The following is a 16,711-nucleotide window of genomic DNA, read 5'->3' as shown; positions in this document are numbered from 1 at the left end:
ACGGGCAATCCCAGCCTGCGAATGACGATATTCCTAATATGTTAAAAAATTTGAAAAATTAACTGGACGGAACCGTCCCGTTTGTTTTACATGAGTCGCAATTAATAATGATACGCATTAAAACCACGATCTGCTTCCCCGCAAAGCGACGACACAGAAAAGGCTTCGACTGATGACAGTGATATCTCCGATGCGTGCGCGCATGATATTGCTTGCGACCTCCACAATCCTGAGCCCCGTTGCTGCCCTTGCACAAAATACGGCGGTAACGCTTCCGACCATCGAAATCGAGGCGGATGCACCAGATCAAAACACAACCCGGGATTCCTATGTTGACGAGCTGCCAAAAACAGCAACCAAGTCATCAATACCGGTTCTGGAAATTCCGCAATCCATCAGCACGCTTACCCGCCGGCAACTTGATGACCAAAATCCGCAAAGTGTCAAAGATGCGTTGAATTACAGTGCGGGCGTTTTGTCCACACCGGATACGACCAGCCGATATGACAGCCTGTTCATGCGCGGATATGGCGGGTTTGGCACATCTACCCGCATCGTTGATTTTCTCGACGGGTTGCGCCTGCCGCGCGGTCAGGGATTTGCCCTTCCGTCAATTGATGCCTTTCTGGTTGATCATATCGATGTGCTGCGGGGACCATCCGCCGTGATGTATGGACAGACCAGCCCCGGGGGGATGGTCAACCAGATTTCACGTGCGCCAAGCGATGTTTCCTACAACGAAGCCCGGGTTGAATATGGTTCGCACAATCGGGTTCAAACAGGACTGACCAGCCAGGGATCACTCGATAAAACCGGGCAATGGCAATACAGCATCACCGGGATCGCGCGGCGCGCCGGAACACGCTATGACGATGTAAATGAAGAACGCCTCGCAATTTCCCCCGCCTTAACGTGGCAGCCAACAACCGATACCTCGGTTACCGTTCAGGCCTATTATCAGGATGACCCGGAGGGCGGGTACTTTAACTCGATCTATCCCAAATTCCTGGCACCGGAACAATATCGCGGCGCACTTGCCCGTGACTTCAATATCGGCGATCCCACGTATGAAAGCTACGATCGCCAACAATATGGCTTTGGCTACCATTTCGATCATCGCATCAATGACACCGTCAGCATCCGTTCGGCAACGCGATATTCGGCACTGGATCTGGATTTTCAAGGCATCCAGATGACGGGCACGTTGACGGCAGGGGGGCTCCTTCCCCGTCAGGCAACCAAATCGACCGAAAATGTTGATGGGGTTTCATCTGATAATAGTGCGCAGTTTACATTCGCAACCGGGGCCCTGAAACACACCACCGTTGCTGGCATCGATTTTCAACGCTCGGTCAGTGAATGGAAATACCAAGTGGGAACCGCACCGTCGCTAAGTGTGACCAACCCGCAATACGGCGTCGCATTTGGTCCCTTCGCCACCTATATCGACAATCGGCAAACTTTGCAGCAAACCGGTCTTTATCTTCAGGATCAGGTCACAGTTGGCGGATGGCATACGTTAGTGGGAGCCCGTTACGACTGGACCAAACAGGAAACGCTTAAACGTCTTTCCAGCACGACCGATGATCAGTCCAGTCATTCACCCTCCTATCGCGCTGGCTTGCTGTACGAATTTGACAATGGCCTTGCCCCTTATGTCAGTTATTCAACATCGTTTGAGCCAACTGTCGGTGTTGATGCTGCCAAAAACCCGTTTGATCCGACCAAGGCAAAACAGTGGGAAGCGGGTATCAAGTTTGAACCGCGCGACATGAACGCCTTGTTCACGGTTTCCGCCTTCCATATCGTACAGGAAAATGTCCTGACGCCGGACCCGGTAAATACCAATTTCCAGGTCCAGGAAGGCGAAATTCGATCTCGCGGGATTGAGCTGGAGGCCCGTGGCCAGGCCACCGAGAATCTCGAACTGATCGCTGCAGCAACGTTGATCAACACCGAAGTCACACAATCCACCACCGCCAGCAATATTGGCAAACGCCCCCAGGCCGCACCAAAATATTACGGGTCTGCCTGGGCCAACTATCACTTTAGCCAGGGCATGCTTGATGGCCTTGCTGTGGGGGGCGGCCTGCGGTTTGTCGGTAGCAGCTTTGCTGATAGCGCCAACACCGTCAAAGCCGATGGCTATGTCCTGGTGGATGCGGCTCTCAGTTACCCGCTTGGCCGTGTCAATTCGTCGCTTAACGGCGCGGAAGCAACGCTGAACGTCACCAACCTGTTTGACAAGGAATATTATTCAAGCTGCAGCTCGAACTATTACTGCCAGTATGGCAACGGTGCACAGTTCCTGCTGGGTCTTCGATATAAATGGTAAAAGTGACGTTTTGACATGCTTTTGAACAGACGGAAATTTTCCCTGCTTCTCGGCACTGCGATGGCTGTTCCTGCGATGGCCATCGCAAAAACCGATGTCGCACCCGCCACTCACATTACCGACATGGCCGGGCGCAGTGTCATGCTTCCAAAGAAAGTCAAACGCATTGTGCTTCTTGATGCCCGTGACATTCTGGCAATTGCCATGCTGCACCCCGCCCCGTCCGAACTGGTGGCAGGATGGGCCGACACCGCCCGGTTAGATAGTGAAGCCCTTCGCAAGACCTATGAACAACGCCCGGACGGAACAGTAATCGAGGTTGTTGGCGGCTCATCGCCAGACACCCTATCGCATGAAAAAATCATCGCCCTTCAACCCGACCTGGTGGTGGCAACCGCCTATTCCGTCCCGGATTTGGGAACAGGTGAACTGGCCCAACGCCTGAGCCGGGCCAATATTCCAATTGTTTTTAGCAATGTCTCGTCAAATACGATTACCCACACAGATACCGGGTCAAATCCATTTGATGAAACGGCCGCTTTGATGCGGATGTGGGGCAAAATTCTGGGTTCCTCCAGCAGGGCAGAGGAGTTCATTGCATTTGTCGATAAACATCGCCGGATCATTGCTTCGCGACTTGGCAATGTCGCACCAACCAAAACCTATCTTGAAATTCAGTCAACCTATGAGGACTGTTGCTGGGCTGCGGGCCAACAGATATGGGGAAATCTGCTAGAGCAGGCGAGCGGGCGCAATTTATCGGCGATCAAGGCCCCGTGGTATGCGCATGTTTCAACAGAACAATTAATGATAGAGGCCCCTGACGTTTATATCGCCACTGGCGGCGCATATGCCGCCGACATGCGCCCAGCCGTCGGGCCGGGCCTTGATCCGGTATCTGCGCGCGCCGGGTTGAAACGTCTGACAGAACGTACCGGCTTTGCAACACTTCCGGCCGTTCAAAATGATCGGGTTCATTGTATCTGGACCGGGCTTCTCACCATTGCACCCTTGCAAATCCTGTTTCTGGAGGTGGCGGCAAAATGGCTCCATCCCGACATTTTCACCGATCTTGATCCAGGCGACACACTGGAGGAAATCAATCATCGCTTCCTTGGCAAGCCTCTCGCCCCGCCCTGCTGGATATCCCTGAAAGACGATCCGACAAGGTAACACCTGCGGACCTCCCGGAAAGAAAAACAACAAGGATAGAGATGATGTCCACTTATACAGCCAGCGCCACACTCGACTTTCCCGACATTTGGCAGGAATTTCAAAATATTACTGATTTGCTGTGTGCGCATAATATGGAGCACGAACCCCGTAAGGACGCGGCTTTTTTTTCCTCCCCACTGGGCACCGCACTTCTCGTTCCCGAAAACGGTCAGCTCCATATTCACGTCACGGCAAACCAACCCGCCTCGTTTAATCGCCTGAAACATGACCTCACCATTCTGATCGATTTTATTACCCAGCCAAAAACCATTGAATTTGACTGGGCAGGTGATGCCATTGGCGCCACCTACCCGCCAGACCTGCGCATCCTCGACGTTTTGGAAACCGCACACCCCAGTCCGGGCATCCGGCGTATTCGATTTCGCGGGGAAAATCTGGCGCAATATGCCGTCCCGGATCAAATCCATTGCCGCCTGATGTTTCCCAAAACGCACGGGAAGCACAGCCAAGCCCAGTGGCCCAAACTTGATGATAACGGCAAAATCATCTGGCCCGAAGGAGGCAAGCTCGCCTCACGTATTTATACAATCCGCAAGATCGATATATTAGCCGGTACGCTTGATATTGATTTTGTCATTCATAAATCTCCTGGCCCCGGAATATCCTGGGCAATGGCCGCACAGCCAGGAGACAGTGTCGGCATGCTGGGCCCGGCAGGGAACGGCCCCAAACCGGCAAGCGAATATCTTTTGATCGGTGATGAAACCGGCCTGCCCGGTATTGCCCGCATTCTGGAGGGTTTACCTACCAATGCACGAGGAAATGCCTTAATTGAAGTCTCCGATAAATCTGAAATCCAGATCCTGAACGCACCACAAGGCTTTCAAATCCATTGGCTCTGTCGCAATGGAGATGCCCCGGGGACAAGCACAGTCCTGATCGAAAAACTCCGCATACTCGACCTTTCAGCACATTCCGACACCCTGTTTTGTTGGGTCGGGACGGAATATACGGGCTTTAACGATATACGGTCCTATTTGCGCACAGAAATTGGCATTCCCAAATCGCGACTGGTCGCCTTTGCCCACTGGCGTCGCAGCATGAGTGAGGAAGATGTCATTGCCGCCGGATCTGAAAAGATCTGACCACTCAAAACGGGGCGAGGAAAACCGCAAAAGCCTGTCTTCCTCGCAAACGCTCCCTCAAAACCGGTTATACATGACAGTATCAACCTGGCGAAACACCATTGCTGGACAACATATACTCTCCTGCTTGCAGGGCTTCTTTGTGGTCTTGCACCACCTTCATCGGAAACGTAAAAAGCCTTCCCGATATTATGGCGATACGATCCGTTAACAAAGCCGCAAGTGCGGTGTCGCGCGTGATGTAGACATAGCCCTTACAATAGGTATTCAGCGCATCGCGATGCTGTTTGATCCATTTATTGGATGCGATTTCATCTTCATGCGGTTCGTCATCATGGTCATGGCTCGCAGGTATCCAAACGGCAACAAAGGGAACCTTCTGATCCAGAAGCCGTTCCAGCCCGCCAAGCACCCCTTCCAGACGGTCCGCGTCATCAAGTTCGGGAAACCGGACAAAGGCAATCGGCCATGCCGACATATCAAAAAAAACCGGGCTTGGCGCAGGCCCAACAAAACCAGAAGGCACCAGGTCAACATCAGACATCAATCATTTCTTCCAATAAGAGCCAGCAACAGAACGACCATGACCAGCAGCGCAATCGCCCCGAAGCCATAAAACAGTCCCCAATTTACAAACGCTACAATCTGTGCTGCCGCCACCGTCATCAGGGTGCTGGCAAGTCGGCTGATCCCGTAATAGGCGGCATAATCGGTGGCTGGCTGCGTTCCCGCCGACCATCCGATGATTTTTGTCGCAAGAACAACGTATATGCCGCTAACCCCCGCCCCGATTGCAATCGCCCCGCCAATACCCGCCAACCGGTTTTCAAACGCAAAACCAAACGTCATGGCACCAATCGCGGCAAAGGCAACGGCGGCAAAGATCAGCATGCTGCGCTCAAGGCCCAGATAGCGCATCAGGGGGATGGATACCGCAGATGTCAGCAACATCGATAACGGACCAAGGGTGCCGACAATCCATCCGATTTCAGAAACCGGCACACCAATATCAACCAGCATCAGCCGATTTAACCCGACAAGCGGGAACATGATGGAACAGGCTATACAAAGCAAAATCAGCCTCTTGCGCAACCTGGCATCCCGCAGAAGCCTCAGAAGGCTTGCTTTGCGACTGTTTTTGGCAGGCTCTGTTCCTGTTCCGGTCAATTCATCGCGTTTTCCAAGCGTCAGCACCGGGCACAGCAACACAACAAGTGCCAGGGCCAGCACAAGAAAAGTCACCCGCCATCCCAGATCACCGGCGAGCGCCACAAAAACCCCGCCACCAATCATCGTGCCGATCGAAAGAGCCGCGAGCTTGGTCGCCGACGCCGTCGATCGCCAGTCGGGTGCCACAATCCGCACCGCAAGCGCATCAAGCGCAATGTCCATTGTGGCAATGGCAAGAACAACGCCAAAACCCAGCCCAAACAAAACAAGCGGTGAGGCCCCGTTGCTAAAGGCAACAATAACAAGCCCCAAAACCGCAATCGCCTGCATGGTGACGATCCAGCCAGTCCTGCTCGACAGGAACGGCAGGCGCAGGCGGTCAATCAACGGCGCCCACAAAAAAGTCAGCCCAAAGGGAAGATACAAAAGGTAAATCCACCCTGCCGTGGAAATATCAATCCCTTGGGCACGCATGACGGTCGGAAGTCCGCCATTCACCACGCCCATAATCATGCCAAACCCGACATAAAGCGCGTTAAGCCCGAAAAGGATTACGCCATGTCGGCGCCATGCGGCGGGGATGGCCCCCGCCGCATCTGCATTTATGCCCGACATCAACGCCTCACCAGTTATATTTCAACGAAACATAAACCGTCCGGCCATTGCCATAATTGCAAAAATTATTGGCAAGACAGGTGGCATAGGTTTCATCGGCAAGGTTGGTGACATTCACCTGGGCCGAGACATTTTTCAGATTGTTGCCAAGCACGCCAAGATCATAACGCATCATCGCATCAAAAAGCGTGTAGTCTGGCACATCGATCCGTCTTGCCCCGGCGGTAAAGGCGTTGGGGCTATAACCACCAACCGTTTCCCCGACATAACGAACACCAGCACCAACCGTCACACCATCGACCACACCCTGATCAAAACTGTGGTCAAGCCAAAGAGATGCCGTGACGTCCGGAATGGCAATAGGTGCGTCACCAACATCATATCCCCGGCTTTTGGTCACTTCCGCATCGGTAAAGGTGACATTACCGATCAGGTTGGTCTTATCGCTCAGGGCAACCTTTGCTTCCAGTTCAACCCCCTTGGACTGGACCTCGCCGGTCTGATAACGCTGCACGGGATTGACCACCGCAACGACATCTTTCTGGGTGATGTCAAAATAGGCCAGAGTGAACATCGCATCAAAGGATTGCGGCTCATATTTGATGCCGATTTCATATTGTTTTGCCGTGGTGGGATCAAGCGCATCACCAAGATAGTCCGTGCCACTGACCGGCAGGAATGACGTGGCATAGCTGGCATAAGGCGCAATACCATTGTCAAAATTGTAAACGGCCCCGGCCTTCCAGCTAAAGGCATTGTCATTCTGGGTCTGTCGAACATTTGTACGGTTGTTATCGGTTACCGTCCGCACTTGATCAAACCGCCCCCCCAACAGGAAATTCCAGCTGCCGATCCCCAGCTGATCCTGCGCATAAAACCCGGACTGGGCGATGGTTTGGTCCTGATCGATAAAGGGCGACAATGTCAGCGACGTTGCGGTGCCATATACCGGGTTGAGGTAATCAATCGACGGTGCATTTCCATTGTAAAGACGGAGCTGCGATGAATCACTATATTCGTAATCAAACCCCAAAAGCGTCGTATGCGTGACGGCACCGGTTGCAAAATCCGCCTGTGCCTGCAGGTCAGATGTAACGCCCCGGGTTTGTTCATCGGTCGAGAGTGCATAACGCGAAATCGTATGGTTATCGGCCTGCAGACTTGAGGTCGCGACATCCTTGGTCCTCACATCGACATCAAGATACCGAAGATTGTGCCGCATCGTCCAAATGTCGTTGACAAGATGCTCCAGTTCGTACCCGACCGAAAATTGTTCACGGTCAAAGTCTGAGAATGCCGGATCGCCATCGTTAAAATCACGCGGAATCTGGCCTGCCGGGCTGGTCCACACCGACCCGACTGTCGGCAGGATACCGTAATATCCGCCTTCGGGATCTCGCTGATAATGGCTAAGAAAGGTCAGGGTCGTGTCATCCGCCGCCTTCCATGTCAGCGATGGCGCAAGATAAACACGCTGTTCCTTGGTGTTAACGACCTGGGTTTCACTATCGCGTCCCAGTGCGACCAGACGATACAGCACCGAACCGTCCTCCATCACCGGGCCTGATACATCAATCGCGGCCTGATAACGCGCGTGGCTACCGACAAGAAATTCGATCTCGCCGCGGTCTTCCTCAGTCGGACGTTTGGTAACGACATTGACCAGCCCCCCAGGCATTGCCGAACCATAAGTCGTTGATGACGGACCTTTAAGAACCTCGATACGCTCCGAACCATATGTTTCGGTTTGCGGAAAGGCATATCCCGGCCCGCGCAACATGCGCAAACCATCCTGATAGTGAACCGGGTCGCTCGGCGAGCCAAATCCCCTGATATAAGGAATGTCATAGCGCGATGCCGAACCGCGCACTTCCGCAACAACACCGGATGTATAGCGCAACGACTGCGTAACACTTTGCGCCTGCTGGATTTCCACCTGATCACGGGTAATCACCGAAACCGATTGCGGTGTTTCGATCAACGGCGTATCGGTTTTGCTTCCGGCCGCACTACGCGTCGCGACATATCCGTCGACCGGGCCGGTCGCAGTTTGCATCCGTCCCTCGACGATCACCGGGTCAAGCAATGTCGCATCATTTGTACCTTCTGTAATCCGTTCGATGACAACGGTCGAACGCGAAACGTTATAAAAAAGGCCACTTCCTGACAAAAGTCCGCGCAGGGCGTTTTCCGCAGACATACTGCCCTGCACAGCCGATGCCGAAACACCCTGTGCAATAGCACCATCGACCGTCACCTGAATGCCCGATTGCTGACCAAACGCGACCAGCGCATCCGTCAATGCCTGTGCAGGAATATCGAAGTCATGCTCCGCACGAAATTTTTCTGAAAATCCTTCCGAAGTCGATGCTTCCTGCGCCCGCACCTGGGCGACTGGATAAACCGTGGACAACGCCGTGGTTAATGCCAGTGCGCCTGCAAATGCGGTATGTCGGTTGAAGACCCCAAAACAAATTCCTACCCCCTTGATCACGTCGAATTCCATCCTTTTAATAAATGAACATCCGGCGTCACTGCGAATGAGATTGCATCGCAATGTCGCCCCCTATAGAGGGAACGTCGCGTGGAAGAAATTTTCTCTAAAAACTTTATTTTTTTTGAAAAATATTTTGCAAACAAAGGGTTACCCCTTTGAAACGAACACCAGCCACGGCGATATCTGCCAAAGCACGGCGTTCTGTGCTCGGGCAATGCCATAAAGGGCCTCCAACGGATCGGCAAGATTATAAACACCCGTCACCGGCTTTGAGGATAGTTCATCGTCAAGCACGACAATCTTCCCCGAATAGTACCGCCGAAGCTGATCAACCACCGAACCAAACGGCTCGTAACGCGCGACAATCTGGTTTTTGCGCCAAGCCGCAACATGGTTTGCCGGACTTTCCACAACCTGATAAGCACCCGACCAGTCAACGCGAAGCGATTGGCCCGCCCGCAGCGTTTCCGTCACCGGCAGAACACCTTCACCAGTATAATCCACGCGAACCCGCCCGTGCGCAACCGAGACCCTAACCCCGACACCATTTCGCTGCACGTCAAACCCGGTACCAAGAACGGTCGTATCGACGCCTTCTGCCTCCACCCGAAACGGCCGCTCCGGGTTTGGGGAAACCTCAAAAAATGCCTCGCCATCCAAAAGCCTGACTGTACGTTGCCCCGCACTGTATGCTACCGCAATCGCGCTTTCCGGCGCCAGGGTAACCGTGCTGCCATCATCAAGCGTGATCTGACGGGTCTGTCCCGTCCCGGTTACGTAGTCGGACTGCAACCCGCGCACCCAATCCGGCGCGGCAAGAACCGCAACAAGACATGCTGCAACGGCCAATCCTGCCGTCGCGAACGTTGCCAACCGTCTAAAACCACCAGGCCGTAAAAGGCCGGTTTTCCTGAACGGTCGGGATGGTCTGCCGGTCATCACCGCAGCCTGTTTATGTTTGAAAGGGTTTTTCAGCGTGCGGGTGCTATCGACCCGGGCCGTGCCACGCACAGCTTCAAGCAACGGCGTCCATTTATCGGCAAGAACCGGCTTCGCCGTACTGATAGATTGCGACGCCTGCACCATCGCCTGCCACGCTTGCGCATTTACCGCGCTTTGGTCATACCACGCCTGAAATGCGCCCTGTAATTGCGCATCGTCGGGATCATCCGACAGCAGGACAAACCAGTCCGTTGCCTCGCGCGACGCCGCCTTCTCGATTTGTTGCGTGGTAGCCGTCATACGCTTCCTTCAGCCTCTACCGGAACAAACCCCGTCTTGGACCATCGTGCACGGCAATTCAAAAACCGTTTCCCGGCTCGCTCCTTAATGACGAAACGAATATCGGACGGCTTTTTATAAAAATTTCCCAAAACAGGCAAGCTCACGGCCATCCAAGCTGCTCCTTGCAATGCTGTAGGGCATCGGCAACCAGGCGACAGGCCAATGGCAACGAAATGCCAAGTGCCGCCGCAATCTCTCGCAGCTTCGCCCCACCAAACCGGTGCATTTCAAAGGCGATCCGTGTGCGCTCGGGCAATTGCGCCAACGCATCCATGACAAGGGCATATTCATCCTTGTAAAGGGCGACGGTTTCGGGCGATGCCACACTATCCGTCCAGGCATTTGCGGCCGCTTCAAAGTCGTCGTCGGTAATGATCTGGCTTTCGCGCTTCATGCGTCGCTGGCCATCAAGTGCCAGATTGCGCGCTATACGGAAAAGATAGCTTGTTGAATCCTCCAGCAGACGCCCCTTTGACGCCTCGTGGAAACGAAGCCATGCCTCCTGAACGACATCTTCTGCACGCGAACGGCTGCCCACAATGCTACTCGCATAATTCAGCAGCGCCCGTCGATGGGTGACAAAAATGTCCAGATTGCTTGGCTGCTCGTTCAAAACGGCTCAATCCCGCTTTCCTGAAATGAATGGGTCCCGCTCGGGAAAATGAACTTTACTCATCTTGTATATCAGAATGAGGATCATTCTCATTTACTTCTTAGAAAGTGTTTCGAAATATTGCAACCTTTATCCGCGCTTCAGCGATTTCAGGTTGGCAAAAGAAGCGAAAGATATGAAAGCATCGAATTTTTCAGACGTACAGGAAGCATTCTTTTTGAATCAGCGTGAGAGCAGGATGCCGGTTGCGAGAGAGGGAATCAGTTCGATATCCAACCCCGCATAACCGAAATGAAGATGTATGAGGCCTTAAGCCCAAACAGGGCAATCACACGACTGTTTTATATGGATTGGCCGCCGAGGCTGGTTCCCCCGCAAACAAACAGCACCTGTCCCGTGATGAAACTGGCCTTGTCATCGAGGAAAAAACCTGCAGCATTGGCAATATCATCTGCCGTACCAATACGCTTGACAGGCACAGTACTGGCAATTTTGTCCTGTAATTCGCCATCCTTGGGGACAATGCCCCAGAAATTTTCGGTCAGCACCGGACCTGGGGCAATGACATTGACCGTAATACCCCTGGGGGCAAGTTCCAGCGCCCAGGTTCGTGCCATGCCATGCACACCCGCCTTGGTTGCCGAATAGGCCGATCGGGTCGGCATGCCCATTGACGCACGGGAGGAAATAAACAGAATTCGCCCCGAACCACGTTCTTCCATACCGGATAAGACGGCCTGGGTCAGGGCCATTGGCGCAGCCAAATGCAATTGGGCCAATGTCAAAATATCTTGCGGTACGGCATCGGACAGCAAATTGGGAAGAATCATGCCGGCATTATGCACCAGTGCATCAATCTGGTGGGTTGCAGCAATCTGTGCTGCAACCTCTGCCGTGCTGGCACTATCTGTCAAATCAGCGGTATAACCAAACAGATTATCATGCTTGGCGTCCGGCAATTCCAGGCCAAGAGACACAACCTTTTCACCACGAGACAGCAACAGCCCCGCAATTGCTGCCCCGATGCCCGAATTGCCACCAGTGATCAGCGTTGTCTTCATGCGCCTTCTCCGTCAACCAGGGCGATAACACGCAAGGGGCTGCCCGAACCGCCCTCTATTTTAAGCGGGCAGGCAACAATCATCGCGCCGAAAGTTGGCAATTTATCCAGGTTGGTCAGACATTGCAGGCCGAACCGGTTATTGCCATGCAAAATCGAATGTGCAGGCAGTGGCGGATTGAAATGAAAGGCCTGACCGGCATCTGTGCCCACGGTTTCAACGGCAAGACCAACACAGTCGCGCTCATGAACCATGAATTCCACCGCCCCCGCATCCGGCCCCGGAGAATGCGCCCCGTCTTCCTGAAGGTTCAGATATTCTGGTGTTCCAACACGCTTGTACCAATCTGTGCGAAGGGCGATCCAGTGCTGTGGGGGAATGGAACCATTCTTCTTTTCCCAGTTTTCCAGAAAGTCCCGTGTTACCACAAAATCGGCATCTGCTGCAGATTCCATTGAAATATCAATAACCACGACTGGGGCCACAAACTTTTGGACGGGAATGGCATCCACCGTATTGGACGGTAAATCCCGGCCTGTAACCCAATGGGCAGGGGCATCGAAATGCGTGCCCGTATGCTCATTCATCGAGATATTGTTCCAATACCACGCCGCACCATTTTCGTTGTAACGGGACACTTCCTCCATCTTGAACGTCATACATTGTCCAAATTCGGGCGGCAGAACGATCACCGGAAATTCCGGACTGAGCGTATTGGTCAGATCAATGACACGAATTTGGCCCGAGCTCAGTGCGCCAGCCAGGCTTGAAAGCAATTGTTGGTTCATTGGTTTTCCTCCCGAATTGTCAATAACGGATCTGCCTGCCAGCGAGATAAAACATCCCTGGCAACATCTCCCGCACAGATGGTCTCCTGTCCCTTAACCAGTGTTTCGATCACGGCTTTGGCAATTTGTTCTGGTGCCGTTTTTGGGGGTGGGACATTTTGATGCCAGTCATCATCAACCGGCCCGGTCAGAACGGTCATAACCCGGATGCCTGCTTTGGCGATTTCACCGCGCAGACCGGAAATCAATGACAAACGTGCAGCCGCACTCGCTGCAGAACCAGCAAAGCCGGTTTTGCCCGTCAGCCCATGAACTGAAACAATATCGACGAAGGCAACCGCAGAATTAACCCCGTCATCCGACCGCCCGGACATTGCGGGTGTAAACGCCTGCGCCAGACGCATCAGCCCCATAACCTCGATATCCAGCCCTGTTTGAAGGTCGGTCAATTTACTGTCAAAACCAACCCCACCAGGCCGGGCGAAAGCTGCTGTATTAACGATAATGTCGATCCTGCCCCCCATTTGTGCTGCCAGTTCCTGACAACTGCGTGTATGGGCAAGGTTCAGGGCAACCGGTTCAATACCGTCTATAGCCTCGATATCATCCTGTCCGGGATAGCGCATCAACGGTTCGGCATTGCCCAAAAACACCGTTTGCGCCCCACTTTTCAAAAGTGCCTTTGCCACGATCTGACCAATCGGGCTGCGCCCATCGGTTACAAGAACCCGGCGAAATTTGGGGTCAGCAGAAAATTCGCGTAATTGCGGATCATCAGCCATGTTCGGGGTTTCCTTTTCTGGCAGGGCGAACAGCGCGGGGGCACCGCCCCGATCAAGTCGCAATTCCATCCTTACGCGGTCGCCCTGTTTGACATCGCCATGCAAATGCACAATTGCCATTGGTCCGGCATCAAGCCGAACAGAGCCAATCCGCCAGGGCAGATGTTCGCGAAAAAACAGGTCAATTGTTGCCCGCACCGTTGTTTCAGCTTCAACAACCGCGCCCCGGGGTTGATCCTTCCAGTTCAATTCACCCCAGCAACGGGGGCAACGATCCCGTGGGGGATAAGTGACGACAGCGCACCTGTCGCAAACCTGAAGTACAAAGCTTCCCTGGCCTGCCCGTACCGCCATCGCCCTTGCGGCACGGCTGCGCAATCCTGGCGGTACGTGCCCGGCGCGGGTCCTGACCAAAGGATCCTTGCGTTTGGGAGGGGTCAATGGCGCGGTCATAACAACACCTCCTGTTCCAGTATGGCAGCACCAGTGCACACACCCCGGTCATAGTTCACCAGGCCAAATCCCGACACCAGCGCCCGTCTTGCATGGGGCACCTGACCGCCCAACGGACAATGCAGGACCTGTCGCAGACCTTCGGTTACGTTTTGAAATCCACCGGCAGCACCCGCCTGCCCTGCAGAAAGCTGCCCACCATTGGTATTCAAGGGCAAGGATCCTGTCAGGGTAAAATCATTTTGCGCGATAAAGTCCGGCAAGGCTGGTTTGTCACAAAATCCCAAATCGGCCAGCTGCATGGCAACGATCACCGGATAATCATCATAGGCCTGCAGCATATCGATATCCTGCGGCCCACAACCGGCCGCCTGCCACAGATCGTCAATATCGCGTGCCCAGCCCCCACGGGTCTGAACCGCATCTTCAGCAAAGGCATTATGACGTTCTATTGTCGCGGCCAGACGCGCAGTGGACAGACCCAGTTGCCCGGCTTTTTCCGGTGTCGTGACAATAAAGGCCTCGGCACCAGCGCAGGGCATGACACAGTCAAAAAGATGCACGGGATCGGCAATCGCCCGGGCCTTCATATACTGATCATGGGTCAGCGGCTTTTTCATCAGGGCATAGGGATTGGACAGGGCATTTGTTCGTTGCGCGATACAGAGTTTGGCAAAGTCTGCGCGGGTCAGGCCATATTGCCGCATGAAGTTATCGGTTATCAGGGCAAAGGTGGCATTGGGTCCGCCAAAACCATAGGGATAGGTCGCATCCTGCGAAAACCGGGAAAACCCGACAAGCGTTTGCCGGAAACTGTCTATCTGGTTGGTGTCGGCGGCAACACAGGCAACAATCTCCGCATCTCCGGCCTGGACCGCGCGTGCCGCCCGGCGCAAGGCCATGACGCCACTTGCCCCGCCTGTCGGAATATGATCCATCCATCTTGGACTAAGACCCAAATGCTGGACCATACCCACAACCGTGTCGGGCACAGCAGAAAAACTTGCAAAACAGAACCCGTCAATATCATCCGGCCCCAACCCGGTTTGCCCGGCCAGTTCTGCCAGGGCCGCCCCCGCCCACCAATGCGCCGTTTTGTCAGAATAGCGCATATAGGGCACCGTCACCGGCGCGCAGATAACCACACCATCATATGGTTTTTGTTTTGCCATCAGACCCTGCGTCCCTTCAGATGACGGGTATCAATAAAGCCACTTACCTTAAAGGTTGCCGTCATAAGATCTTTTAACTGGCCCCGCAGGATCTTCTGCGTCGATGTCAAAGGCAGTTCGTCGGTAAACGCAATCCAGCCAGGAACTTTGTAATAGGCCATCTGGTCCAGGGCCCAGGAGACGATCTCCTCTGCCTTGGCAGCATCCCCTTTGACACCATCAAGAATCAGGAACACGGCAACCTCGTCCCCCCGGACCTCGTCCGGTGCGGCAACGGCGGCAGAAATTTTAATCTCGGGATGCCGGTTGAGAATGGATTCCACCTCTACCGCAGCAATATTTTCCCCTGAACGGCGGATCACGTTTTTCTTGCGATCCACAAAATGCAAAGATCCGTCCTGATCCTGCAGAACAATATCGCCGGTATGCAACCAGCCGCCCTGCCAAATCTCATCCGTGGCTTGCTGATTTTTCAGATAACCCGAAAAGAACCCATATCGCGGGTTATCCCCCGCCCGGCGCACCAGTAATTCGCCTGGCATACCAAAATCAACATCATTGCCTGCATCATCGATGATCCGCACGGCGACATTGTCACATGGCCGCCCAAAACACGAGGTACCAACCTTGCGCGGTTCCTCATACGCGCAGATAACCCCACCAGAACCGCTTTCCGTGCATGCCCAGGCTTCGATCAGGGGAAAACCGTAACGTTCTTCAAAAACGGCATGAAGTTTTTTGTCGACCCCTGCGCCAAAGCCAAACCGCACGTTATGGTTAATATCGTCTGGTGAAGGTTCCATCCCCATCAGCATCGACGGCATAACCCCCAGATAATGAACGATAGTCGCACCGCTTTTGCGCACAGACTCCCACCAGCTACGCGGATGAAAACGATCCAGCATGATCATACATCCGCCCAAAGTGATCATGGCGGGTACGGAAACGGCCATCGCATTCATGTGAAATACCGGAAGCGGTGTCAGCATCCGTTCACAATCGCGACGTAAACTGATGTGGCCCCCTGTTTGGGCATACCAGTCGCCGGAATGAAGGTAATATTCATTGCTGAGAATGCAGCCTTTTGGGCGGCCGGTTGTCCCTGATGTATAAAGCAGGGCACATTCGGTCGCCGTGTCGGGAACATAATCTTGAAGGACGGGGGTCAATGCAGGAGAAAGGGGACTATCGGGTGTCAATACGGGAACCGGCAGCCCGGCATTGGCCACGGCAGCCTTCATTTCCGCCTGCCGCTCCGGCAGCACGATGGCCAAAATCATTTCCGAATGTTCGGCCAGATATTCCAATTCTGCCAGGCGCAAATCGGGATTAATGGGCACGACCGAAGCCCCCAGCGCATTCAAAGCCAGCCAGATTTCAATAAAAACCGGGCGGTTTTGCAGCAACAGGCCAATCCGGTGCCCGGCGCCATAACCCGCATCGGCAAAACGTTTTCGCCAGTCTTCAACCCGCCTTCTCATTTCGGCGTAGGAAATATCGCCAGCGGAAATACCGTAAATGCCGGCCGTTTCCTCAAGAACATGCAAAAACGGTGCTTCACCCCGTCTTTCAGCCGTCTCCACAAAGCGGGAATAAACAGATTTCGTTGTCATACCTGCC

13 protein-coding genes are annotated in these 16,711 nt (G+C 53.8%); 3 read left to right on the top strand and 10 right to left on the bottom strand.

Features of this window, described 5'->3' with window-relative positions; translation table 11 throughout:
- Positions 1-172 precede the first annotated feature (172 nt).
- The 3 genes from LF95_RS21755 to LF95_RS21745 are packed head-to-tail and all read left to right on the top strand — an operon-like array spanning position 173 to position 4,656.
- Positions 173-2,335: a TonB-dependent siderophore receptor gene (locus LF95_RS21755; RefSeq protein WP_073957309.1), complete on the top strand. Its 2,163-nt coding sequence runs from the start codon at positions 173-175 to the stop codon at positions 2,333-2,335.
- A 60-nt stretch (positions 2,336-2,395) separates the two neighbouring features.
- Entirely contained in the window at positions 2,396-3,508 is a 1,113-nt protein-coding gene (locus LF95_RS21750) for an ABC transporter substrate-binding protein (RefSeq protein WP_252509856.1), read from the top strand.
- Between the two features lie 44 nt (positions 3,509-3,552).
- Positions 3,553-4,656, top strand: coding sequence for a siderophore-interacting protein (locus LF95_RS21745; RefSeq protein ID WP_073957307.1), 1,104 nt, complete (start codon positions 3,553-3,555; stop codon positions 4,654-4,656).
- 82 nt (positions 4,657-4,738) lie between these two features.
- Here LF95_RS21745 and LF95_RS21740 read toward each other — a convergent pair whose 3' ends face one another.
- The 10 genes from LF95_RS21740 to LF95_RS21695 form a co-directional block, all read right to left on the bottom strand.
- On the bottom strand, positions 4,739-5,200 hold the full coding sequence (locus tag LF95_RS21740; protein ID WP_073957306.1) for a hypothetical protein: 462 nt from the start codon (positions 5,198-5,200) through the stop codon (positions 4,739-4,741).
- Positions 5,200-6,441 carry an MFS transporter gene (locus LF95_RS21735; protein WP_073957305.1) on the bottom strand — a complete coding sequence of 414 codons (1,242 nt, stop codon included), beginning with the start codon at positions 6,439-6,441 and terminating at the stop codon, positions 5,200-5,202. The genes LF95_RS21740 and LF95_RS21735 overlap by 1 nt, the downstream gene beginning before the upstream one ends.
- A 7-nt stretch (positions 6,442-6,448) precedes the next feature.
- Positions 6,449-8,935, bottom strand: a complete 2,487-nt coding sequence (locus LF95_RS21730) for a TonB-dependent siderophore receptor (RefSeq protein WP_168173741.1) — start codon at positions 8,933-8,935, stop codon at positions 6,449-6,451.
- A 150-nt stretch (positions 8,936-9,085) separates the two neighbouring features.
- On the bottom strand, positions 9,086-10,180 hold the full coding sequence (locus LF95_RS21725; protein WP_073957304.1) for a FecR family protein: 1,095 nt from the start codon (positions 10,178-10,180) through the stop codon (positions 9,086-9,088).
- Between the two features lie 142 nt (positions 10,181-10,322).
- Positions 10,323-10,835 (bottom strand): sigma-70 family RNA polymerase sigma factor, encoded by a 513-nt coding sequence (locus LF95_RS21720; RefSeq protein ID WP_073957303.1) that lies wholly within the window; start codon positions 10,833-10,835, stop codon positions 10,323-10,325.
- 341 nt (positions 10,836-11,176) lie between these two features.
- Positions 11,177-11,896 (bottom strand): SDR family NAD(P)-dependent oxidoreductase, encoded by a 720-nt coding sequence (locus tag LF95_RS21715; protein WP_073957302.1) that lies wholly within the window; start codon positions 11,894-11,896, stop codon positions 11,177-11,179.
- On the bottom strand, positions 11,893-12,684 hold the full coding sequence (locus LF95_RS21710; RefSeq protein WP_073957301.1) for a cyclase family protein: 792 nt from the start codon (positions 12,682-12,684) through the stop codon (positions 11,893-11,895). Before LF95_RS21710 ends, LF95_RS21715 begins: the two co-directional genes overlap by 4 nt.
- Entirely contained in the window at positions 12,681-13,919 is a 1,239-nt protein-coding gene (locus tag LF95_RS21705; RefSeq protein WP_073957300.1) for an SDR family NAD(P)-dependent oxidoreductase, read from the bottom strand. The genes LF95_RS21710 and LF95_RS21705 overlap by 4 nt, the downstream gene beginning before the upstream one ends.
- Entirely contained in the window at positions 13,916-15,091 is a 1,176-nt protein-coding gene (locus tag LF95_RS21700) for a thiolase family protein (protein WP_073957299.1), read from the bottom strand. Before LF95_RS21700 ends, LF95_RS21705 begins: the two co-directional genes overlap by 4 nt.
- Positions 15,091-16,704 carry an AMP-binding protein gene (locus tag LF95_RS21695; RefSeq protein WP_073957298.1) on the bottom strand — a complete coding sequence of 538 codons (1,614 nt, stop codon included), beginning with the start codon at positions 16,702-16,704 and terminating at the stop codon, positions 15,091-15,093. The genes LF95_RS21700 and LF95_RS21695 overlap by 1 nt, the downstream gene beginning before the upstream one ends.
- Positions 16,705-16,711 lie beyond the last annotated feature (7 nt).

This window comes from Thalassospira sp. TSL5-1 (assembly GCF_001907695.1).
Lineage (GTDB): Bacteria > Pseudomonadota > Alphaproteobacteria > Rhodospirillales > Thalassospiraceae > Thalassospira.
Note: the sequence above shows the minus strand (reverse complement) of the source record. Positions and strands in the feature narration are given on the sequence as shown.